At 36.6% G+C, this 21,269-nt stretch carries 20 protein-coding genes and 1 tRNA gene; 11 read left to right on the forward strand and 10 right to left on the reverse strand.

Annotation, left to right across the window (positions count from 1 at the left end):
- On the reverse strand, window positions 1-274 hold a 274-nt coding region (locus BLQ57_RS17645; RefSeq protein WP_139162791.1), incomplete at its 3' end, for a transposase.
- Between the two features lie 82 nt (window positions 275-356).
- On the opposite strand from BLQ57_RS17645, the gene BLQ57_RS17650 reads away from it, so the two are divergent.
- The 10 genes from BLQ57_RS17650 (at window position 357) to BLQ57_RS17690 (ending at window position 8,509) form a co-directional block, all read left to right on the forward strand.
- Window positions 357-752, forward strand: coding sequence for a recombinase family protein (locus BLQ57_RS17650; RefSeq protein ID WP_087940951.1), 396 nt, complete (start codon window positions 357-359; stop codon window positions 750-752).
- Window positions 740-847 (forward strand): helix-turn-helix domain-containing protein, encoded by a 108-nt coding sequence (locus BLQ57_RS21715; protein ID WP_139162792.1) that lies wholly within the window; start codon window positions 740-742, stop codon window positions 845-847. Before BLQ57_RS17650 ends, BLQ57_RS21715 begins: the two co-directional genes overlap by 13 nt.
- Complete coding sequence (locus BLQ57_RS17655) at window positions 844-1,074, forward strand: hypothetical protein (protein ID WP_139162793.1); 231 nt, start codon at window positions 844-846, stop codon at window positions 1,072-1,074. Before BLQ57_RS21715 ends, BLQ57_RS17655 begins: the two co-directional genes overlap by 4 nt.
- Before the next feature lie 487 nt (window positions 1,075-1,561).
- Window positions 1,562-2,434 (forward strand): helix-turn-helix domain-containing protein, encoded by an 873-nt coding sequence (locus tag BLQ57_RS17660; RefSeq protein ID WP_169712796.1) that lies wholly within the window; start codon window positions 1,562-1,564, stop codon window positions 2,432-2,434.
- A 173-nt stretch (window positions 2,435-2,607) separates the two neighbouring features.
- Window positions 2,608-3,714 carry a hypothetical protein gene (locus tag BLQ57_RS17665; protein WP_087940948.1) on the forward strand — a complete coding sequence of 369 codons (1,107 nt, stop codon included), beginning with the start codon at window positions 2,608-2,610 and terminating at the stop codon, window positions 3,712-3,714.
- Between the two features lie 131 nt (window positions 3,715-3,845).
- Complete coding sequence (locus BLQ57_RS17670; RefSeq protein ID WP_217639532.1) at window positions 3,846-5,462, forward strand: DNA methyltransferase; 1,617 nt, start codon at window positions 3,846-3,848, stop codon at window positions 5,460-5,462.
- A 52-nt stretch (window positions 5,463-5,514) separates the two neighbouring features.
- Window positions 5,515-6,387, forward strand: a complete 873-nt coding sequence (locus BLQ57_RS17675; protein ID WP_169712794.1) for an AAA family ATPase — start codon at window positions 5,515-5,517, stop codon at window positions 6,385-6,387.
- A 1-nt stretch (window position 6,388) separates the two neighbouring features.
- Window positions 6,389-6,727 carry a helix-turn-helix domain-containing protein gene (locus tag BLQ57_RS17680; RefSeq protein WP_087940945.1) on the forward strand — a complete coding sequence of 113 codons (339 nt, stop codon included), beginning with the start codon at window positions 6,389-6,391 and terminating at the stop codon, window positions 6,725-6,727.
- A gap of 20 nt (window positions 6,728-6,747) precedes the next feature.
- Window positions 6,748-7,005, forward strand: a complete 258-nt coding sequence (locus BLQ57_RS17685) for a hypothetical protein (protein WP_139162795.1) — start codon at window positions 6,748-6,750, stop codon at window positions 7,003-7,005.
- 10 nt (window positions 7,006-7,015) lie between these two features.
- Window positions 7,016-8,509 carry a tyrosine-type recombinase/integrase gene (locus BLQ57_RS17690; RefSeq protein WP_087940943.1) on the forward strand — a complete coding sequence of 498 codons (1,494 nt, stop codon included), beginning with the start codon at window positions 7,016-7,018 and terminating at the stop codon, window positions 8,507-8,509.
- Window positions 8,510-8,788: 279 nt separating this feature from the next.
- Here the strand turns inward: BLQ57_RS17690 and BLQ57_RS17695 are convergent, their stop codons facing one another.
- The 9 genes from BLQ57_RS17695 to BLQ57_RS17735 form a co-directional block, all read right to left on the reverse strand.
- A complete protein-coding gene (locus BLQ57_RS17695; RefSeq protein WP_087940942.1) occupies window positions 8,789-10,231 on the reverse strand; it encodes a DNA/RNA non-specific endonuclease in 1,443 nt (480 codons plus the stop codon).
- Window positions 10,232-10,233: 2 nt separating this feature from the next.
- Window positions 10,234-10,866, reverse strand: a complete 633-nt coding sequence (locus BLQ57_RS17700; protein ID WP_087940941.1) for an OmpA family protein — start codon at window positions 10,864-10,866, stop codon at window positions 10,234-10,236.
- 18 nt (window positions 10,867-10,884) lie between these two features.
- On the reverse strand, window positions 10,885-12,558 hold the full coding sequence (locus tag BLQ57_RS17705; protein ID WP_087940940.1) for a BAR domain-containing protein: 1,674 nt from the start codon (window positions 12,556-12,558) through the stop codon (window positions 10,885-10,887).
- A complete protein-coding gene (locus BLQ57_RS17710; RefSeq protein WP_087940939.1) occupies window positions 12,559-13,785 on the reverse strand; it encodes a hypothetical protein in 1,227 nt (408 codons plus the stop codon).
- A gap of 2 nt (window positions 13,786-13,787) precedes the next feature.
- Window positions 13,788-17,120 (reverse strand): hypothetical protein, encoded by a 3,333-nt coding sequence (locus BLQ57_RS17715; protein ID WP_087940938.1) that lies wholly within the window; start codon window positions 17,118-17,120, stop codon window positions 13,788-13,790.
- A 6-nt stretch (window positions 17,121-17,126) separates the two neighbouring features.
- Entirely contained in the window at window positions 17,127-18,533 is a 1,407-nt protein-coding gene (locus tag BLQ57_RS17720; protein ID WP_087940937.1) for a hypothetical protein, read from the reverse strand.
- 2 nt (window positions 18,534-18,535) lie between these two features.
- Window positions 18,536-18,961, reverse strand: coding sequence for a hypothetical protein (locus tag BLQ57_RS17725; RefSeq protein ID WP_087940936.1), 426 nt, complete (start codon window positions 18,959-18,961; stop codon window positions 18,536-18,538).
- Complete coding sequence (locus BLQ57_RS17730) at window positions 18,961-20,235, reverse strand: hypothetical protein (RefSeq protein ID WP_139162796.1); 1,275 nt, start codon at window positions 20,233-20,235, stop codon at window positions 18,961-18,963. The genes BLQ57_RS17725 and BLQ57_RS17730 overlap by 1 nt, the downstream gene beginning before the upstream one ends.
- Before the next feature lie 208 nt (window positions 20,236-20,443).
- A tRNA-Arg gene (locus BLQ57_RS17735) sits at window positions 20,444-20,515 on the reverse strand.
- A 185-nt stretch (window positions 20,516-20,700) separates the two neighbouring features.
- Here BLQ57_RS17735 and BLQ57_RS17740 point away from each other — a divergent pair.
- Complete coding sequence (locus tag BLQ57_RS17740; protein ID WP_087940934.1) at window positions 20,701-21,258, forward strand: 30S ribosomal protein S16; 558 nt, start codon at window positions 20,701-20,703, stop codon at window positions 21,256-21,258.
- Window positions 21,259-21,269: the final 11 nt, after the last annotated feature.

Consider the following 21,269-nt stretch of genomic DNA (forward strand, 5'->3'; position numbering starts at 1 on the left):
GCAAGGCGTCTTTTAAAAAATCAACCTCAACTTTAAGCTTGCCAATGGTTTTGAGCAATTGGTCTTTCTCTTCATCGGCCGGATCTTTCTTGTTTCTGCCGCCTTTTTCAAAGACCTCTTCGGCGCCGTTGAGAAACTCACGTTTCCAGTTGCTGAGCTGCTGGGGTGCCAGTTCATACTTCTGAGCAAGCTCGGCAAGTGAGGAGCGCTCTTTCAACAGTTCCAAAACCACCTTGGTCTTGAACTTCGAGGTAAATTTTCTTCGTGTGGTCATCACAGTAAATTTAAAGGTTAATTTTTAACTTAATTTACTGCCCCAATTTTTGGGGTATGCTCAATGTTCGGGTTCGATCCCTATGTTTGAAAGACTAGGAGGCCAAGAGTTAAAAAAATTACTTGATCTTGGGGTCGTTAGTAAAATTTCTTGTTGGCAAATTGATCGCTGCGGCCGAGACCTTAGGGACATTATTAATTTTCTTCATTACACAACGGAAAGAAAAGTACCTGTTCATTTCATTAGCCAAGGTCTTGTAACTTTAAATGAAAATGGTGAAGAGAATCCCATTGCAAAAATGATGATATCAATTTTGGGTGTGGTAGCGGAAATGGAGCGAAAACTCATTTTAGAGCGTCAAAAAGAGGGGATTGAGTTGGCAAAACTCAAGGGTAATGTATTTTTAGGCCGCAAACCCAATACGAAGGAAGGTCCTCTTCGGTTTCTCTCTAAACCAAAAAAGCAATGGAATTACTGAAAAAGGGGTATAAAGCTCGGGAAGTGGCACGAATAGTCGACCTTAGTCCAAATACTGTAACGAAAGTCAAAAAATTGATGCAGGTAGTAAGATGAAATATACAGGAGTTGATTTTGTAATACATTTCTTTGACATGTTGGATGAATTGAATCAGAGCATGGCTGAGGAGTTTCGGGAAGTTATCGTTCGTTTTCGATTTCTGGATCCCCATGACCTCGTTCCACCCGATATTGTGTTTCGATCCAAAGAAGAAATGCTTCAACATTTAAGGAACTTAATCTGGATTGATCATATTGAGGATGCCCCCTCATTTAGAAACTGATCTTCGGAGTACGTTCAGGGCAGACTAAATTATGGTTGGATTAGCGCTGCTTAATTTTGATAGATTGCTAGCTGGCTTTCGTTTTTTTTCGAAAAGTTGAGATTGATTCATTGAATGGTCAATTCCCTCACGCTCAAAACACGACAAATTTTTATTTGATCATCATCTGGCATTATGGATTAAGATAGCTAGAGAAGGATTTTTTAATTGACCAATTTAATTGAACATATCGATTGTATCTAATGGCCCTTTACGACAAAAACGCGGGATTTTATCCTATTGATGTGATTCAAATTTTGGAAAGTAAAATTAAAATCTTAGCAATTCCTTAGCATACCGGCCTTCTTCTTCTCCTCTTATTTGAGTATATTTTTTATAGACCGATTGATTGTTGAGATCGGTGTCAACAATAATTGAATCTAATCGAAAAATCATATATCCTAAGAAATCTAATTCACCAAGGATGGACTTTGGATTAATCATTAATATGAAAAAATCAGAAAAGAAAGGACTATGGATTCCAATTGGAATTCTGGAAGACAATAATTTAGATAGCGCCGAGAAAATTCTCCTATCAGAAATATATTCGCTGACTGAACTGCCCGAGGGGTGTTTTGCATCTAATGATCATTTTGGTACACTTTTAAATATTACCAAAGGTGCTGCTTCAAAAAGAATCAAGAAGTTGAAAGAGAAAGGTTACATCAATACCAAAGATGTTTATGAAAAAAAGTCTTGCGTTGGGAGAATCATTACTAAGGCCAGAAAATCAAAAAATGAAAACATCGAAACGGGTAAGGTATTACAAGAGGGTAATTCCTTGAGGAAACAGACCCATGTTCCAAATGAACTAGAGGGTAGTTCCTTTTCGACAAGGGAGGTACTTCCTGATCAACCAGATCCTAGTTCCCAAGGGAAGCCAATAAATACAAATACAAATTCAGACTTATTAAAACAGCATAATTACAATACTGGAGAAATTGATTCAATTATTGAAGATGTAGTCGATAGCATAGGTGAAGAAATTTCTTCAGAAAACCAGCCCAATACTCAAATAGCAGAAGAAGCTGGAGCTATTGAAGCCGATGAAAGTATTTCCTCAACTAAGAGGAAAAAGTATTCTGGAGTTAGTCAATCTGGCACCATGTCCATGTACAAATTTGCCAGTTTACAATTCGAAAATGCTAAAAATTTCTTGACTACTTCAACTATACTGGGAAGCGAAATCTTTGATTATGCCGATGAAAAGAAATATTTTCTTCTCAAGCAGAAACTGAAACCAGAAGTATATAACGAAATAGTTGTTCCAATAAAGCATTACATTCAGGCAAGAAAAGCTTTGGGTCTGGATAAAAAATAAAATACTCTCAACCGATCCGCAGGAGATATTTGCTAGATGCTGGTACCAGTATACTGGGGCAAGATGAGTTGGTACTCCATAGTTTTTGGATGAACTAACCGAAAGAATTTCTACAGGAAGAAAGAATACCGGTTGCGTTAAAGGAAATTTTCATCTAGTTTTTGAAGAAAAAGATGAAAGTTTTCTTAACTGGTATCACTGAAGTTGAACCAAAGTTACTAGATGATATTCATAAATTTCTTTCTAGGATAGGTGGCCCAATTGAGTACCATAATTTGGGAGTTTCTGATCATTCTGGTTTTAAAACCATATTTCCTGAAGTAAAGGATTTTGATGCGCAAGATGAATTTGATTTTGGAGCTGCAATTAAGTTTGGTCAACTCCTAAAGTTCAAGGAAGATATTCCCCAAGAAGATATCTTGGTGGTATTCACAAAAAAAGAACTTGGAGCCCCAATTGAAGAATTTAAGACGTGGTTTAGTTACTTTGACGATAATGTCATAATAGTAAGGGATAAGGAACTAGACTTTTTCCCAAAAAGTAAATGGCCTTTCGTATTAAGCCATCAGGTTGTGGAGAATCTTTTCCAAATCTTCAGTTGGGCAAGTATGAAGGAGGCCCCAAAGTTTAGTCATATGACACCGAAGGGTTGTTTAAACGATTTTTGTTCTACTCCGCCTCAGATTGAATTCAAATTAAGGATGGCCCACATTTGCAATGAGTGTTTAAATAGGGCCAACTCTTATAATATTGACCCCAACGTTTTGCGGCAGATAAAAGACACAATTGAATCAGTGAGAACCAAGCTTGATAATTTTGCTGACAGTGTATCAATCGAAGAGTTTTCCCCAGTAGTCGTTAGCGAAAAAGGAGAGATTTTGATTGAAGATAAGGAAATCCATTTGCAGGATTTACCCAAAGCACTATACCTGTTCTTTCTCAAGAACCCTGGAGTTTCAATTCAAAATCAATATTTGAGAAATTATAAGGATGATCTGGTAAGAATTTATTCCAAGATAAAAAGAGGAGGTGAAAATGGTCCTCTATACAAATTACTTGGATTTGATGAAAGGGGGGAAAAAACGGTAGGATACCTTAATACAGAAGCACTAAAAAATCATAGATATAACATTTCTAAAGAGTTAAAATCGAAATTGGGCGAGGCAAAAACGGAATTTTACCAAATAAAAAGTTGGAGAAAAAAGGTGAACAATATGCCTCAATTCTACAATCAAATAGGAATTCCAGAAGACTTAATTCAAATCCCCCATAACTTTTAAAAAAAAATGACGCTAGTTTCTGATTTTTCCTGACGCTATTCTAATCAATTAGTTGGTTTTTCAAAAGGGGAAGTTTGTGCCATCAACAAAACAAAAATGTTATGGTACAATTTCAGCATTCCGACTCCAAAATGGAGTTGATGAAAGTCTCCCAAATTATCGAAGTAGAAGGACTCAAAACTTTCTACGATGACTGGTCGGATGAGGACAGAGAAGAGATGATTTCCTCCATCGAATTAAACGGTCAGAAGGTTCCTGCTATTATCAACAAGAACTTCGAACTCATTGATGGATATAGACGAAAGTATTGTCTTGAATTCCTCCAGATTGAGGAGATCTGGGTGATAGTGAAAGACTGTCCTCCGACAATCGAAGAAAGAATACTACACAACAAGTATCGTAAGAAGACCACTAATGATGAGGTAAAAGAAATCAAGGCAGTATTCAAAAAAACACCTAAGAAACAGGGTAAAAAGAATCTCGGGAAGAAGTACACAAGGCATGAGATCATTTCCAAGGAATTAGGATACCGATGGAAGGGCGATAAGACCATAAAGAAAGTTGAGGATGTTTTGGAAAACGATTTGGAGGGAGATACCCTGATGAAGGGTATCGTTTCCCAAAAATGGTCTGTCGATAAATGTCATGAGTACCTTACAAAATGGAAGGACATTGATGAGAAGAATGGTTATGGTTTTACAGAGAAACTCAAGAAAGGAGAATTGAATATTCAAGAAACCTGTAAGTTGATTGAGTCCAGATATGGTCTAGATAAGTATCAAGACACCTTCATTATTCCTAACAAGTCCATTTCATTTAACATGGATTGTACTCAAATCAAACACAAAAGAGAATTTATTAAGATGGTTGATTTGATTTTTACCAGCATTCCATATTACTCACTTCGTTTTTATGAGAATGGTGAGGGTGAAAATCAAGTAGGTCATGAAGAGAGCCCTCAGGAATATTGCGATCGTATGGCGAAAATTCTGGTCGACGTTGCCGTTACTCTTAAAGAAACAGGAAATATGATGATCAACATCGGTGAGACTTATGACGAAGGTGTCGGGCTTGGGATTGTGGACATGCTGAAGGATGCGATTGTTAGGCATACTGGTCTGGTTTATAAAGACCGACTAGCATGGTCAAAACCCAACCCTAAGCCTCAGAATGAGAAGGTTCAACGACCAATAAACAATTTGGAATACATCCTATGGTTCGTTGTAGATCCAAAGATTGCAAAGTACAATTTGATCACTTACTCAGACCCGGAAAAGAATAAACAACCTGAAATCACACACGGTGCAAAAGATGTTGATGAATTTGGAACGGTTTGGGAAAAAGTAAAATCAATTTCAAAACCCTATCAGAAGATTTATTCTCATATCAAGGCTCAGGAAGTGCTTCATATGATTGAATGTACTATAGGGAAAAACAGTGAGGTTTATAAAGTTTATAGCGAGGGTGGGCCAGCAATAATGGCAGAATTACTCCCAATTCTTCCCATCCTGATGACCACAGATGAAGGGGGCCTTGTATATGATTGCTTCGCAGGGACTAATGTGGTTGGTCGTAGTTCAATCCTTCTTAACCGGGTCGCATTGTCTACCGAGTTGTCCAGAAAGTACTACACCATTGGTTGTGGTGTGGTCGAAAATGCGGTAAAGGACTTTAATCTGGAGGATTTCGATAAGGTAAAATGCTTCATTAATCCAACGGATGAAAATGATCTTCCTCTTGCAGCTTAACCAATCCAAAACCGACCGGGGGATTATTCCCTCGGTCAAAAATCAAATTAACATGGAATTAATAATTAAAAATATAACACCTGAAGAATCCCTTCAAAAAGGGATGGAATTACGAGAAATGTTTCTTGAACGTATCGCTTCTGCTATCAAAAAAGGTTCATTTAAGAAGTATCGACATCTATATATCTATTCCCCTCCTGGCCTTGGAAAGACCTTTTCGGTTAGAAAAATGCTGAATGAACTGGGAATTCATCATATAGAATTGACAGGAAACACTTCCATTTTCGCTTTTGGGATCATGTTGGCTGTAGTGCAGTATAATAATCCTGATCTTCTTCCATTGATCGTGTTTGTAGATGATTCGGACGAATTGTTCCGAACCGAACCTTCATGTAATACTATGAAAAATGCATTGGAGGGAGCCAACAAATTCACCTATGAGAAATCTATGGTTAATCTCGAGGATAAATTGGATGACCTTCAAGTTGAGGCTATCCGATATTTCAAAGGGGAGGGTAAATCGGGTTTCGAGGTCCCCACACACAATCTTACCTTCATTTTCACAAGTAATAACCGACTTCCTTTAGATCATGAGGTGGAATTGGTTAAGAAAAAAGGTCTTGCTAGATCTCCCTTAGTCGTTCACCGAAATGCGATTCGGTCAAGATGTAGGGTGCTGGATTTCGATTTGAATCGAACAGAACATTGGGGCTGGTTAGCAGACGTTGCACTTCATACCAATTGCCTTTCCGAATTGGGACTAGATAAAGAATCTACCCATGAAATTCTGATGTATTTGTGGAAGCATTGGGATAACCTCAAGGAAAGATCCATTCGAGTGATTGAGAAAATGGGGTTGACTATCATCGAACAACCACAAGACTATGAAAAATATTGGAAGATGGATTTTCTAAAAGTAGCCTAAGATGAAAGACTCTAAAAATCAATTGAATATTGACCGGATCCAAAAAGAATTGGATCGGATCATGAATTTGGATTTTGTGACAAAATCAGACAAGAAAATTGAGCAATATCAATATCTGTCTGACCTATATAAGGGTAAAAACAAAGGGATTCAGGCCTCAGGTCTGATCCCTTTTAATAAACCTGAAAATCGAAGCACGTGTAAATTGACTCGAAAAAAGGTTGATGAAATTCGAAAAAAGTATATCCCAAATCGGTATGGTAAAGCCAAACTGGCAAAGGAATACGGGGTATCACGATCTGTCATTTATCGAATCCTCAAGGGACAATCGTGGAAGTAATCACAAAAAAATTAGAGGGTATGACAAATAAAAATCTATCAAATAATGAAGAATTCCTTTGGATAGAGGATATCCTTCTTCCTGAGGAAGTCCAGATTACCTTGGAGGAGATCTTTTCAACTGAAAATCCTGAACCTATTAAAGTAGATAAGGATAATGTGATTCAAGTAGGCATTGTCACATATCTCTTGGCCGTCAAAAATGGTGAGACAAAGGTTAAAGTAATCCGTACTACCAAGCTGCAAAAAATAAAAATCAGCTTAGATTCAGCAGCATAAAAATCCATCTATGGCGAACTATAGTTTTATATTATTCCCCACCAAGTCACCTGAAACCAAGACGATTTATGAGATCATAACTCATGGAAATCAGGTGGTTCATCGCAAATCGCTGGGTATTAGGATTACCGAAAAAAATTGGGATAAGACTAAAAAAAGGGTAAAATCCAAAGAACCCAATGCCCAAGAAATCAATCGAATTCTACGTGAAAAAGAGGAACAGTTTCAATTTGAAAACCCAAGATCCCAAACATTGAATACTGAGAAGTCCTGTGCGTTACAATACATGGAGCAGGAGTTGGAACGGGGTTATCAGGATGGTACCAAGAAGGTATCTACCTACAATAAATACAGAACAGTATTGTCAACACTTAGAAAAGTGGTACAGGAAAAATTCGGAACTAAATACCTCCCGTTCAAAAAGTTGAAGGATTTGGAGACTATTCGTCAAATTACGATTGGTCTTCAACGTGGATATGGGAAGTCTGGTAAACCGAAAAAACCAGCAGTTATATCCAACTATATATCGATTTTAAAATCATTTATCGACCATTGGAATCGATATTCAGGAACACAGAGTCCTGTAAATTCTTCGACCTTTTTCAACTTTATCCAAAAGAAACAGGTCAAGAAACTGGCACCTTCCATTACTAGACATCAGATCAAGGAATTGGAAAATTATGTTCCTGTCCAACGCCGGAAACGATGTTACACCTCACAGATTCTTTCCAAGAACATCTTCTTATTTCAATACTATTCCGCCGGAATCCGATTTATCGATGCAATTACGATGACCAACACCATGATTATGGAAGATAAGTTGGTTATTCCAATCAGGAAAACCTCTGACTTCATCAGTGCTCCGTTTTATTTTCCGATGATGGAAGTGCTGAATGAATACTTTCCTCACCAGTATCAACAAGCAATGAATGATGTCAAGTTGGGAAAAGTTATTCTTGATGCCCGATCGATCCAGCAACTATTTCGCCTTGAAGGAATTGATTTTGTCAACCTAAACCATGATCAACTCACTGGGATCATTAGAGAGGTCACCAGTCAACAATCTGACTCTGAGCTGACACATTACCTGTTCGACATTCAAAATCGATTGGAGACCCAAATAATTAAGTATTTCTTCAAGTTGGTGAAAGATCTTCCTGCTCAGTTCATTTTCCCCATGTTGATTTACGATGATTTCAAAGATTCACTCGAAAATGGAAAGGACTTCACTCAGGAACAGGAGTACGATATTCACCGAGCAAGAACCCGTCATAACAGTGCTTTAAAAAGAATCAGTGAAAATATGGAGATACCAACGCTGACAGGACATGTTCCAAGACATACACTTGCAAACCACATGGCCTATATGGGCAACTCCGAAGAAGAAATTAGACAGGTACTTGGTCATGCTAACGTCAGAACAACCAAAATCTATCTAAGAGAAAGACATGGATTTTCTGGATCATTTGACATTATGAAACGGTTCCATCAGGTGAAAAAGTGAGTGAAAATTTCATGTAATCTACACCAAGGTAAAATCATTGAAATTTACGTCATCCTTTCAGGTGCCACCTACTTCTGAAAAATCGCGAGGAAGTTTCAAGATAACTACCTTTCGGAAAATTACGAATTGTAAAGATTCAGAATTTTTATCATTCTCTCAGGTACCGCTTACTTTCCTAAATTTTAATCCTACTTTTTGGCGATACGATTGATATTATTTTTCATACTTATTCAATCTTTTCTACGGACTATTTGAAATCCAATCAATAATTAAAAAAAATTACTTCCAATTTGATAGGAGAAGTTCTGATTCCAGTAGATTTTCTATTTCTGGAGGAAAATAGGTGAAGAAGTCAATTCCTGTTAATTCTTCTACTTTATCGATTGTGACTGCATAATTAATTATATTTCCTTTTAACTCTTTATTTTCCATAATAAAACCAATTCCATCAATCCGATTCGATTCAAAGCGGACGATCACTTTATAAAAATATTCAGGGATAGATACGTTTGTGCCCCTTATTTTTCCTAACCTTGAATGTAAAACCCCTCCGGTAACCACGTATAGAGAATCACTTTTTCTAGTCCATTGTCTAACTTTTTCTTCAAGACTAAGCCAAGCCCCTCCATTGAACTCATTTCTCTGAGGACTGATATTACTAAGATAGAAAGTCTCGGACATGGCTAAATAGCTATGTTTCATAGACCCAGCAGGAAGAAGATGACCTCTGTCATAACCCGAGTTTCGATAATCTTCAAGGGTAGCAGAACCTGTTCTTACCTTTGGGTCTTCTCTATAATCATTTGTTCTGGAAACCCCCGAAAAGTATTCAGGAATCAATTTATAAGCCACCCATTCAGCTTGCTCATGGGGTTCACAATACGAAAGAGAAAAGTAAGTGTGATGAATTATTTGATTACACTTAGAGGCAGGAAGAAAATTGTTAAGTCCTCTGGATTCAAACTCACTTTTTTTTTTGAAACTTTCGATTGGAAGAGATTGAATATTAATTGCAAAGTTGAGATTCGCTTCTCCAAGTCCAGCAGTAGTAATTCCTACTACTTCCCCATTCATGTTCATTAAGGGGCCCCCACTGCTTCCATGAGTGATTTCCGTAGTAGTTTGGAGTATTTCCCCACTATCCCTTAAAGCAGAAATGATTCCGGTAGAAAGCGTATGTTCGAGACCTTTAGGATTACCTATTGCAAATACTTCTTCTCCAACTGTTGGAGTATGATCTGAAATCCTTAAAGCTGGGACCTTCTGGGAGTTATTTACCTTGAAGATTATATAGTCATTATCCTTGTCAAAATACAATACATCTGATATTTGATACCTTTTTCCATCGGATAATTGAATGCTCTCAAGACCTTTTGAAGTCCCTTCAAAAACGTGATAATTACTTACTCCAATACCTTCCTCGGAAATAAAAAATCCAGTCCCTTGAAATCCATCAATGCCAGTGCTTGTATATATTAGAAAAACAGCATCCTTATTCTGTTGAAATAGACTAGACAAAGGTTTTGACGAAGATTCATTCAGTAATATCGGAGCCTGATTCGTTAAGTTATTATGTGGTTTTTGGGATTCTGGTAAATTATCATTTGTTCGCTTGCGGCTTTCAGCAATTTCCCGTAAACCTGAGCGAGAACAACTTGAACAACTCTCTAAACCAAGTATAATTATAAATAACAGAAACGCATGTAAAAATGAGATTTTCATAACTATTCTATTATTCTACCGATTTTTGGTACAATATGAATTAGGAATTGTTGGTTTTTATATTCTTCAAAACCAGCATATTCTCTCAATCCTTCCGTTCCACTTCCTGCAATTTGTACCTCGCATATTTCTGGGTCAAAGATGATCGGTTCCTCTTTCCAAAGTCTGTAAAGGGATAATGCTCTATTATAACTTAACTCAAAATTTAAGGGGTAATTATCGTTGGATGCCATTCCTTCAATCACTACCAAGTATTTTATTTCAAAATTGGAACTTCTTTCATTGGATTTCAACCTTTCAATTAGACTTTGTATTGATTTTCCAACTTCAATTAAGTATGGCTTGTATTGTGACTCTATTTCTGATTTTCCACGTTGAAACTGGATTTGCTTATTAAGTTTGAATCTTTTGTACTGGGGCTGATAAGAAAAGTACTCTTCCGGAAGTTGTTTCGTGGATTCTTGGATTTCTTGAATTTTTTTGAGCTGTTGTTCAGAAGCCTCTCTTGCGTCCTCAGCCTTTCTTCTTTCGCTTTCAGAAAAACCTATTGCGACCGCAAACAAAACTAGCATCACAAAAAACAGACTTACCATTAAATCAGAAAAACTTACCCAAAAGAAATTAGTTTTTTTCATGAGCTGGGATATTCTTGATTACTCACCGTTCTTAAATGGGTTTAATCTTTGCCACCAAAATTGATTTTGTGGCTCTTTCTCACTATCTGATTCCTGATTTTTTGTTCTCCGGGGTTTTGAAACCTTTTTTCGAACTTCTTTCTTTATTTCTTGGAGTTCACTGACAATATCATTGATTTTAGACCTACTACTTAACTCTTCCATTTTACTCTCGATAGACTTATGAAACTCTAGAATGCTATTTTGGCTCTGACTTATCTTTTCAAGGCTAATATGTTGCTGGGAATCAATATTGTGAAGCTCTTCAATTTGTTGATTTATGGTTTCAATTTTTACTAGGTATTCCAGTTTCTCTAACTCTTTAAACTGAGGAGGTGCATTTTCGTAGAGCTTTCTGTATTCTTCAATTTGATTTATGGATACTTCTTTAATGGATTCATAGATAGCTTCATAGCCTTCTTTGATACTGATTTGGTGGGTACTGGCATCATCTTGGAATGTCTTGTAAAGATTGTCCAACCGTCGCTTTAATGCGTCAATAGCTTCGCTGAAATATAGTTCGTTGTATGAAACAGCTTCTTGAACCTTTTGTCCGTGGGAGTCTAGTTTTTTAAAGTGGTCCGTAAGAAATTCTGTGAGCAGTTTTGATTGATTCAACTGATCATTCGAATCCTCAATATTCAGTTTGATAGTTTGAGCTAAATCCTCAATACTTTTGGTTTTCTGGGCAAAACTTTCTAGTCGTTCAGATATATTCTGGATGTTCTTTATATTTTTCTCGAAGGCCTCAATTACCTGTACACTAGATTCGAGTTTTTCAAACAGATCTAAGTTAGCCTTTGTGACTCGGTGCATTTTCAGATTCTCGACCTTCTCAATTGTTTTGAGTTGGGTATTGATACTATCAGCGGTATTTAAGGAGGCTATTCTTATCTTTTCGCTTATTTCTGTGCCTTTTCTAGTAAATAAATCCAAGCTATGCTTCAATCCTGCAATTCCCGTTTCTTGGGAGGCCACAAGCGCTGGAAGAAGTTTTGCTTGAATATAAGATAGTTGTCTGTTTTTACTTTCAAGGACAATTTTCCTTGCACTTTTATAAATTGAAGACGAAAGAATAGTAGTAAATGCAAGTCCAGCTAAACTTGCAGCCATAGCATATTTTACTGCATCTATAAGTGAATTTATCGCATTTGTGAATTGAGTATCATCTATTTCAGGCATTGCAATAAGGCCAAAAATTATCCCTGTCATCGTGGCTGCAAGTCCAAGGTAGAGTGGGGTAGGAATCAGATTTGAAATTTCATCATCATGAACATCTATTTCTCGATCTACCATGTCCTTAATAATGCTAAAATTGACGGCTGCCCCATAGTTATTTAGAAGATAAGAATTGATGCTTTCAGAAATACTAATGGCGATATTATTATCGGATTTGCTCTGCAATAAAGTGATCAACAAATAACCTTCAGGAATACTTGTATCCTCGGATGGATTGTATTCAAGCATGTTTTCTTTTACATTCTCTTGATTAACATCTTCCCTTAGAATCAAGTATTGCCGGGTAATTAGAATCGGATTGAATGTATTTTTCAGTACACCTATTTTATTTGTCGTCTTTAAGAATACATTTACCTGCCATATGAAAATTATAGCGATAACTGCAAGTTCTAAATTTTGAAAAGTACTCTCCATTTATGAGATCTTGATTTTTAATTTATGTCCCTCCTTTATAACGAAACGATCCTCTTTAACCTCGACAATACCATTTTCGAGTACTGATATATTTGATGGTCTGTCTACACCACCTAGATTTTCAATTTCACTTACTGGACCCAAGGAAGTGTCCCTGATACTTAAAATTTTTCCATAAAAATTTCTATCTGCTACAAATTTCAATTCACCCTCTGAATGGTCCTCTTTATATACTATTTCAAAATATGAATTATTCCCCATTATCGGGGCTCCGTGATTCTTTTGAAATGATCCATTAATCTCAGGGTATTGGAAATAAAGTGAGATGGTATTCTGATTTGAATCTTGGTCCGGAATATTTGGAGCGTCACTATCAGTTGTTTTTTGCTTTTCTATTTCAAGGGAAGCTTTTGATTCAGTTTTTGCCTCATTTCTCTTTTGTTTATCTGCATTCAAATCAAAACTCCGACGTTCTAATTCGTTTTTTTCACTCTCCAACGTCGAAATCCTTTGCAATAACCTCACCTTTTCAGTTTCTAAGCTCTTAAGCTTTTTTCGGATTTGAGGGTTTGCCTTAGCCAATTTTAAATCTTCACTAAATCTAGCTTTTGCCAAAAAAACACCAATAATTACCCCCAAGATTAAAGTCAATACAGCTATTCCAAACCAGATCAAAATGCTAAGCGGTTCATTTTTTTTCTCTTCAATTTTTGAAAGAGGTTCCTCATTTGAAATGGGTGTATCCTGTACCTTCTTTGCCTCAATCTGTTCAACATCACCAAACTCTTCATTAAGAGCATTCCAATGACTATATGAGATAATATTTTTCCCGAATTCATTATTAGCGCTAGCTTGATTTTTGGAATTAGATAACATTCTTAAAATATTCTGCCCTGATTCAATTTCTTTATCTCTTTCAGCTAATAATTTCTGGTATAATTTTTTTCCATTTTCACCCCACCCGTTATTTGTAAGGATTTCTTCAAACTCCTGTTGTTTCAAGCTAATGCTGTCTTCATTATTTAAATTATTAATGAATTCAGATGCTAGAGCTTTGCCTTGCTTCTCAATCTCGCTAAGTCCTTTGGCATCCTCAAAGTCTTGCATAAAGGCATATACTGCCCTAATGCAGACCTCAAAGGACTCGAATTCGAAAGACTTGTCAGATTGTCCGAAGGTTTGATAGGTGAAGATCAATAACGCAAAAAAAGCATATAATACCTTCATGATTAGTTATTCAAGGATAATTGGAAAGCAAGTCTATTAAGAACTCCAATAAGGGGGAAGAAGAAAAGTGTTTCTTCAACATGATGAGCCTTATCTCCATAGTGGGATTCAATTCCCCAATTGACAAATTCCACTAAATTCTTATCTCTCCACTCCTTAAAAATAACTTTTGCTGATTCATCGATGTTGAAATCGCTTCCAAGTCTTCGACTATCCATAAATCCATCCAGGATCGAATAGAAATCCTGAATTGAGTCAATTATGTCTTGAACTTTATTCCTATCAATTTCATTGTATCTCGGAGTAGATGAAACATCTTTTTCCATGTCTACTACTTGGTCCAAAACGCCACTTCCCCCAAGCCATATAATAACTTTATCTTCCGCTAATCTTTCTGTTCCTGTTAACATGAGGCCACCTCTAGTAGTCACCTGCTTTGGTTCTTTATCAAGTTCAATTTGAATGGACCTAGCCTTAAAATCTTCTTCAAACACATTGCTGTAAATGTAAAGTATTAAATCCTTTATCCTCTTAAAGCCCTCTCTTTTGGAGTTGTCCAGAAAAAGTAAGGTCTTAGATGCAGTTCCACTAAATATGAAATTGTCGGGTATAGTCTTCCCCTGTTTTTTTTGTAGTTGTGCGGAGTAATATATAATAGAACCAAAGAACAATAGGAAAGCCATATTGATTCTTTTGTTCGTTTTTAATTCCTCACCGAAATTAAAGCTCAGGTCTTTGTCCTCCTCAAGGCTAAACAAGAAACTTATATAATCCGAAGAGTTTTTAGAGGAAGTTCTAAGTCGGGTTTCAATCCTTGATAATTCCTTGTATTTATCATTTTTTAATAAATCTTGGGCTCTTTTAGAAAAGAGATTAACAAACCCGTTGCGATCTGTGTCTAGTTTTCGCTGAGGAGAAGTATACCCATCTCCAAAAATGGAATTACCGGCAAACTTAAATGAGGTTATATAACTTGCTTCTGCAGAGTCCTTATCAAATAATGCCAGATCTGTTGAGCCACCGCCAATATCAATTGTCATACTGGTTCCAGGGTACATGTTCCTGTAATAAAGATAAGGAGCAACGCTTTCTGATATTCTCAAAAGGTTTTCAGGCTTTGCATTCTCAAAAACATTGTTGAAATACTTTTCCCAAATTTCAGTGAACATGTATTTTTCATGGTGATTCATACTTACAGGGTAGAACCACTTAATCTTCACATTTTTCGGATGGCAACCTTCACTAATAGCCTTTAATCGTACAAGCTGTAATAAACTTTCTATGTAGAGTTTGACAAGTGTTTTATCGTTATGATCATCATAATTACTCCACTTTAAGTCTGTTTTAATCTTTTGAGTATCAGCTATTGGTCTTCTCTCATAATAATGATAGCTGTTACCATCTAAAAGTGCATTAGAGTTTGAATTAAAATCTATATGCTCATTGTATGACAAGGCTGACCTCATTGGAAAATGAGACTCACCATCACGCCTAATTGATAAGGGGAAAAGGTATTTTTCAAATAGGGGATAAAACTGTTTAATATCACCAGGAGGAATTTCATCCCACTTATTTACATCTAAAAGATAGGTTAGGGTTTCTGAACCGACATAATATTCAAGGCTAGAAAGAGCTCCTTCACCTTTTTTCTTGTACTCTATATGTGTGTTGGTAGTCCCAAAATCAATAGCAAATTCCATTTCATCCGTGGAAGATGTAAGCCATTTCCACTCAGGAATCAAGACGTTATTTATTCCATTTACTCCCAGTTCCAAGTAATCGTAATTTTCCTTGGTCTTGTATACTTCTGCTTTCCAGCTTGATCGGTCACCCGTGTCCCTAGTTTCTTTTTCAAAACCACATTCATTACCGTTGTTTAGCTTTGGTTTTAGCTCATAGTTTAATTGATTGTCTATTTCAAACTGTAATGCAAAAAAGTTGGCAGAATGATCTTCCTTTACCCTTGTTAATGTCAGTAATGCTAAGCAAATATTTATTTGAATCTGATTTTCAGTTTTATAAGTTTTGCTGAAAGTAATAATACCTCCGGCGGTAGGTATTTCTAGTGTGACTGTCAGTAAAACTCCTGTCTTTTTTATTTTACAATATCTTCTGGCATCATTTGCGTCAAAATAATCAAAGAAAGTAGCGTTCAACGGTAGTAAGCAATTAGTACCATCTTCCAAAACACCTACATTAAATGATCTCAAATCAACCGGGTATTCACTTATGGAATTACTAATTCCTAACGGTTCTAAAACCATGATTTTATCGGCTAAAAAATCCCCTTCCGAATACCATAAAACAGCAGAGCCATTTTCTGGGAGAATTGAGTTCTGAGGATTGGGGTTTTTCACGGGAATTTTACCCTGCATTTGATCGGTATTCCAAATATCATCAGCGGAGGTATATTTCCAATTTCGATTAAATCTCGTCTGGGGAAGTACTAAAGCCCTTTTTCCCTTATTGGAATTTATAAAGAAGTCACTATCAACTGTTGAAGATTGGATCTCTGTCCCTAATCGAATACCAAGAATAGATACTTCATTAGTGGATGCATCGGAAGTTGTGCAAACCGGGTAATCGTTGATCGCACTTGAATTTAATTGGTCTATTTCTGCACGTTTTGCGGATGGCAATACCTCTCGGACTTTCAGCAGATATTCATAAAACTCATTCTTGTCCGTATCTCTAAAGAATCTTTGGAATTCTGGTGTTTTTGATAGGCAGAAAATATATTTAACGAATGGGAACTCCCGTTCATGGAGTGCCGCATATTTATCGTCAAATAGCTTATCGGTTCCCCGTGTTATATCCATCTCCAAAAAGGATGCAGACGAATCGGGAGCAGAAACAAAAAGAGTAGAGGGTGAAGTGGCTCCAACCAATTTATTCTTATAGTAAATAAAATACAGACGTTCTGTAGAATCTAAGTTGTAATTAGCTCCATCTTGTTTCCAAAAGACCTCGAAACTGGAGTAGAAAGAGGAGGCCTTTTCATCCTTATATTTATCGAAAACTGACTCTTTGGACCATTCAACAATGGTTATATCATTTCTATATTGAGCATTTTGACTTAAATAGAAAAGTTGAGCGACATCTAATGCATCGGAAACTAGCTTGTGGTATCCTGATTGTCCTTCCAATTCATGATTTCTAACCCAACCAAATGCGGTTTTCACAAGATCTATCCTGGCAAATGGACTAGGGATGGAAGTAGCAACATCATCTTTATCCGCTTTTATTGTTTCCAGCTCTTTTGCTCCTATTGGAGAACTTTGGAACCATCCAGTTTTTTCTTGTCCGCTTGAGTGGATTCTAAATACTTTTCCCATAGTAGTTTAAAGTTTATCGCTGACGATAGAAGTACTTTTTTCAAAAAGCTTAATAAGTTCTGAATGAATATCCTTTTCCGTACGTGGAAGAGGAATTTGAGTAATTGCCTCACTATTTCGAATGTCTAAAAGTCTGAAAATGTCAGGGCCAGAGGTTTTATTTATTAACTGTGGTAAAAATCCGGGTTTGTTACCCCCTAACTCTTTTAGCCATTCAAGATATAACCGAGTGAATTTTTGAACCTCATTTTTGAATTCTGCAGATTCAAAATAGTCTTTTGTAATTCCTCTGTTTTTTGTCCAAAAATTTTTGATAGTCCATCTTGATACCCCAACTGCTTTTTGCCAGCCAGATTCGCAGTAGTTTGCAAACAAACTGAATTCGTTAAGGGGCTGGTAGATTAAATTTCTATCAGCCTCATTCAGATCTCTAGTGTCTAATGAGTTTACAAAATTTTCAACACCGAATTCGTAAACATGGCTGTCATTTGAACCTATTGAGGTTTTATTTCTGTCAAAATCGAATATGGATAAAGCTCCAACCAACTCTAAAAAGTGACTATCGTTTTTTTGCTCTCTACTTCCTACATGATTTTCATAGGTTGTATTGTTCTCCTGGTCACCCAAGAAGTATTGTGCGTTGATTTGTTTGCTATTAATTATAGTTCGATTGTAATAGTCCAAGGCAGCCTTTGCTTTTCCGAGAAAGCTCTGTGATTTGATTTCTCCATCTCGAAGCTTGAAATAGGGGAGGTAGGTAATGGCGCCAATGATGGAGTCTTTTATTACTTCTCTATTCGGGATTTTGGCTGTTCCACTTCTTAATAGCTTCAATAAAAGAGGGTATCCTGCAGCACCTGTTCCTCCAAATATGGAGTTGATAATGAAAATGCTATCATCTTGGTTAAAGGATTGCCCAAACCGCTGGAAGGCATCAGAATCTGTGAACTGGTTCAACACAATTGAACCCATATTTGGGTTACCTTTAAATCCAATATTTAAATTTGCTTCTAGGTTTTCCCTAGAAAACAGAAGGTTTACGATATCAGAATCCGGCTTATCCATGGTAGAATAATGGATATAATCCTTAAATTTCTCTTGATGAACTCTTTCAAGCTTAAACTCAAAGTCTTTATCTTGAAATCGTGGAGTTGTAGAGGTTAGGTTATTCGTCGTAGTAATATCCTGAAAAAAGAAGTCCTCTGGATTTGATATTTTGCTACGGATATGTTGGTAGTTACTCAGTATCTCCTTTGTCCTATTCAGATCCCCATTTCCTGAGTCTGGATCAATAATAATTGGTACTACCTGGGTATGATTTTTCAATTTTGCACCTGCTGCCATTAACATGACAAGGGACTTCAAGACGCGGGAACCAGTACCTCCAATTGCGAAAATGTATAGTTTGCTCATAGTTAAAAAGGTAAATGAGGTTGTACTTTACTTTTTAATCTTAATACAAAGCTGATCAGGAAACCAAAGATTAAAGCAAGACAAAGGTTCATCATAGTGTAGAAAGAGATCATTTTATTGGCAAAATCGACCACCTCTGGATCACTGTCTAATAGGTATTCGGCAAGACCTTCTCTCGCAATGGCAATAGTTACTACGACGCTCAGTGCACCTGAAATCAAAAGAAACCCAACCCAATGTGGGAAAAACTTCGCGTACGGATTTTTGTAAAAAAAATAGAACCCTGCAAAAACAAAAAGGGTGATCGCGATGAAGCTTAAACCCATTTTGTTGTAAACACCATTAAGATACATTGAATTGAATATGTATTGGAAATTCTCGTTAAAAATCCCGAAAACCTCCTCTAAGTTTTCATAAATAACCTCCATCAGTCTTTAATATTAATGATCAAATTGAAAATTTCTTTAGTGTTTGAAACCTCCAGATAGGCCTCATTTATTCCATTCATAAGAGTACTCAAACCAAAAGTTCGGTTTTCCTCACCATTAAGTGGTGAATCTGAAACCATAGTGGATTCTTCAATCCAACTAGGAAGTTTAGGGATAAGGGATATTTCTACTGGTCCCAGTATTGGTTTTTCAGATGATAGAAAAATCAAATGGGTAGGGCTAAATGGAATATTCTTTAATGCTTTATCAACCTTACCATCCTCATCGGGATATTGGTCTAATCTGATACACTCTTTAAAATTGTACCCCAAATTGACCCTGTAATTTGATGGATTATTTAAATATGCTTCTCCTAATCTAAGAAAGTCAAGGTTTGTAGCTATAGAAAAGACAACGGGTAAACCAGTTTTTAATACTTCATACGATTTAGGGTCTCTAGGTGTAATTTTGACATTGGAATTCCCAAAGGAAAAATTTTTATATTCTATATTTATCAATCCAAGTTTCTTAAAAGCTGTATGGTTTTGATAGCCTTTTAGAGCTTGGATTCTATCATCAGAAAAGAATTTATCGACCAGAGATTCATCCCCGAAGATCCATATATAGTAGGGACGTTTTTGCTTGATCATTTCTTGGCTTTTTGTTACTCCAGGATAATATTGCCCATCAAAATCAGAGGAAAGTTTAACTACTAAAGTTTCGGTGTTTTTTTCTTGAAGATTCTTAATAAAAGTTGTGCGGGTACCAATTCCTTGTGTTTCTAGAGCAGCCAATGGATTAGATTCCTCACCGATATCATATATGCCATCAGAAATAAGAATTGATATTGAGTTTTCTCCTAAAGATTTTAAAACATGGTTGAACATGCCATTAATATCACTATTACCGCTTGTAGGTTTTTTTAGACCACTTGGACTTAATACTGAGGATAAAATTGAAGCATCGTTACCAAGTGGATATTCAGTGAGACTTTGATTGTCACCACTAATCAATGAATAATTAAAGATTGCATCCGTCTCATCGATAATATTGGCAAAACTAGCCAAGTCTGTAACCACATTGATATATTCTGAATTGGTAGTCGTAAAGCCGTAAATGCTTGCGGAATTCTCAATGTAAATATTGACGCTGTCTAAAGAAATCTTGGGTAAATCTTCGGTATTTGATTCTTCGGTGATCTCGATTCTTTTACTGCAAGAAATGGCTGTCAAAATCAAAAACAGAACTAATAGATTAGATATTATATCCTTCAAAAGCGCGTAGGTTTAAAGATTAACTTAAGTCTTAAATATGAAGTAGAATTAGATTATATCCAATACCATTCTTCAATTTTTTTGAATTATTTAACTTTCAAAGAGAAACTAAATGGTCCAATTCCACTGCAATGTTTACTGCAAAGTAGGGGTTAATCATAAAAAAAGAGATGAATTGCATCTCGTATTCCATTCAAAATCAATCAAGTAGCCCCGCCAAGAATCGAACTTGGATCTAACGTTTAGGAAACGCTTGTTCTATCCGTTGAACTACGGGGCCAAGAAATGGGTTTTTAAACCTATTCAAAGTCATTCATCCTGTATGAGGACGCAAGATAAAAGAAAACCACACGTTTAGACAAATATTTACAAGCCAACTTATGGCATTACAGGGAATTACCCTATCTTTGCACTCCAAATTTAGGATGGACGGGTTCCATCCGCTTAACAAACACATAAAAAATTATGGCAGTAAAAATCAGATTAGCACGTAGAGGTAGAAAGAAAATGGCTATCTATGACGTGGTTATCGCAGATGCAAGAGCTCCACGAGATGGACGCTTCATCGAGAAAATCGGTACTTACAATCCGAACACAAACCCTGCTTCCATCAACATCAACAATGAGCGTGCTCTTCAGTGGTTGTTGAACGGAGCTCAGCCCACCGACACTGTAAAAGCGATGCTTTCTTACAGAGGGGTAATGCTGAAGAAACACCTTCAAATCGGTGTAATCAAAGGTGCAATCACTCAAGAGCAAGCTGACGCAAAGTTCGAGGCTTGGTTGAATGAGAAAGATTCTAAGATCGCCGGTAAGGTAGATGCAATCGGAAAAGCTAAAGACGAAGCTCGTAAGAAAGCATTGGAAGCTGAAACCGCTAAAAATCAAGCTCGTCTCGACGCTATCAAGGCAAGAGAAGATGAGGCAAAAGCCGCTGCTGCAGCTGCTGAGGCTCCTGCAGAGGAAGCTAGCGAAGAAGCAGCTCCTGAGGCTTCCGCAGAAGGCGACGAAGCACAATCTTAATTATAATCAAC

Origin of the sequence: Algoriphagus faecimaris (assembly GCF_900101705.1) — a bacterium.
Classification (GTDB): domain Bacteria; phylum Bacteroidota; class Bacteroidia; order Cytophagales; family Cyclobacteriaceae; genus Algoriphagus; species Algoriphagus faecimaris.

Excerpts from the sequence above, each read along its gene's own strand:
- BLQ57_RS17650 (WP_087940951.1), top strand. The coding sequence starts at position 357 with ATGTTTGAAAGACTAGGAGGCCAAGAGTTAAAAAAATTACTTGATCTT.
- BLQ57_RS21715 (WP_139162792.1), top strand. The coding sequence starts at position 740 with ATGGAATTACTGAAAAAGGGGTATAAAGCTCGGGAAGTGGCACGAATA.
- BLQ57_RS17655 (WP_139162793.1), top strand. The coding sequence starts at position 844 with ATGAAATATACAGGAGTTGATTTTGTAATACATTTCTTTGACATGTTG.
- BLQ57_RS17660 (WP_169712796.1), top strand. The coding sequence starts at position 1,562 with ATGAAAAAATCAGAAAAGAAAGGACTATGGATTCCAATTGGAATTCTG.
- BLQ57_RS17665 (WP_087940948.1), top strand. The coding sequence starts at position 2,608 with ATGAAAGTTTTCTTAACTGGTATCACTGAAGTTGAACCAAAGTTACTA.
- BLQ57_RS17670 (WP_217639532.1), top strand. The coding sequence starts at position 3,846 with ATGGAGTTGATGAAAGTCTCCCAAATTATCGAAGTAGAAGGACTCAAA.
- BLQ57_RS17675 (WP_169712794.1), top strand. The coding sequence starts at position 5,515 with ATGGAATTAATAATTAAAAATATAACACCTGAAGAATCCCTTCAAAAA.
- BLQ57_RS17680 (WP_087940945.1), top strand. The coding sequence starts at position 6,389 with ATGAAAGACTCTAAAAATCAATTGAATATTGACCGGATCCAAAAAGAA.
- BLQ57_RS17685 (WP_139162795.1), top strand. The coding sequence starts at position 6,748 with ATGACAAATAAAAATCTATCAAATAATGAAGAATTCCTTTGGATAGAG.
- BLQ57_RS17690 (WP_087940943.1), top strand. The coding sequence starts at position 7,016 with ATGGCGAACTATAGTTTTATATTATTCCCCACCAAGTCACCTGAAACC.
- BLQ57_RS17695 (WP_087940942.1), bottom strand. The coding sequence starts at position 10,231 with ATGAAAATCTCATTTTTACATGCGTTTCTGTTATTTATAATTATACTT.
- BLQ57_RS17700 (WP_087940941.1), bottom strand. The coding sequence starts at position 10,866 with ATGAAAAAAACTAATTTCTTTTGGGTAAGTTTTTCTGATTTAATGGTA.
- BLQ57_RS17705 (WP_087940940.1), bottom strand. The coding sequence starts at position 12,558 with ATGGAGAGTACTTTTCAAAATTTAGAACTTGCAGTTATCGCTATAATT.
- BLQ57_RS17710 (WP_087940939.1), bottom strand. The coding sequence starts at position 13,785 with ATGAAGGTATTATATGCTTTTTTTGCGTTATTGATCTTCACCTATCAA.
- BLQ57_RS17715 (WP_087940938.1), bottom strand. The coding sequence starts at position 17,120 with ATGGGAAAAGTATTTAGAATCCACTCAAGCGGACAAGAAAAAACTGGA.
- BLQ57_RS17720 (WP_087940937.1), bottom strand. The coding sequence starts at position 18,533 with ATGAGCAAACTATACATTTTCGCAATTGGAGGTACTGGTTCCCGCGTC.
- BLQ57_RS17725 (WP_087940936.1), bottom strand. The coding sequence starts at position 18,961 with ATGGAGGTTATTTATGAAAACTTAGAGGAGGTTTTCGGGATTTTTAAC.
- BLQ57_RS17740 (WP_087940934.1), top strand. The coding sequence starts at position 20,701 with ATGGCAGTAAAAATCAGATTAGCACGTAGAGGTAGAAAGAAAATGGCT.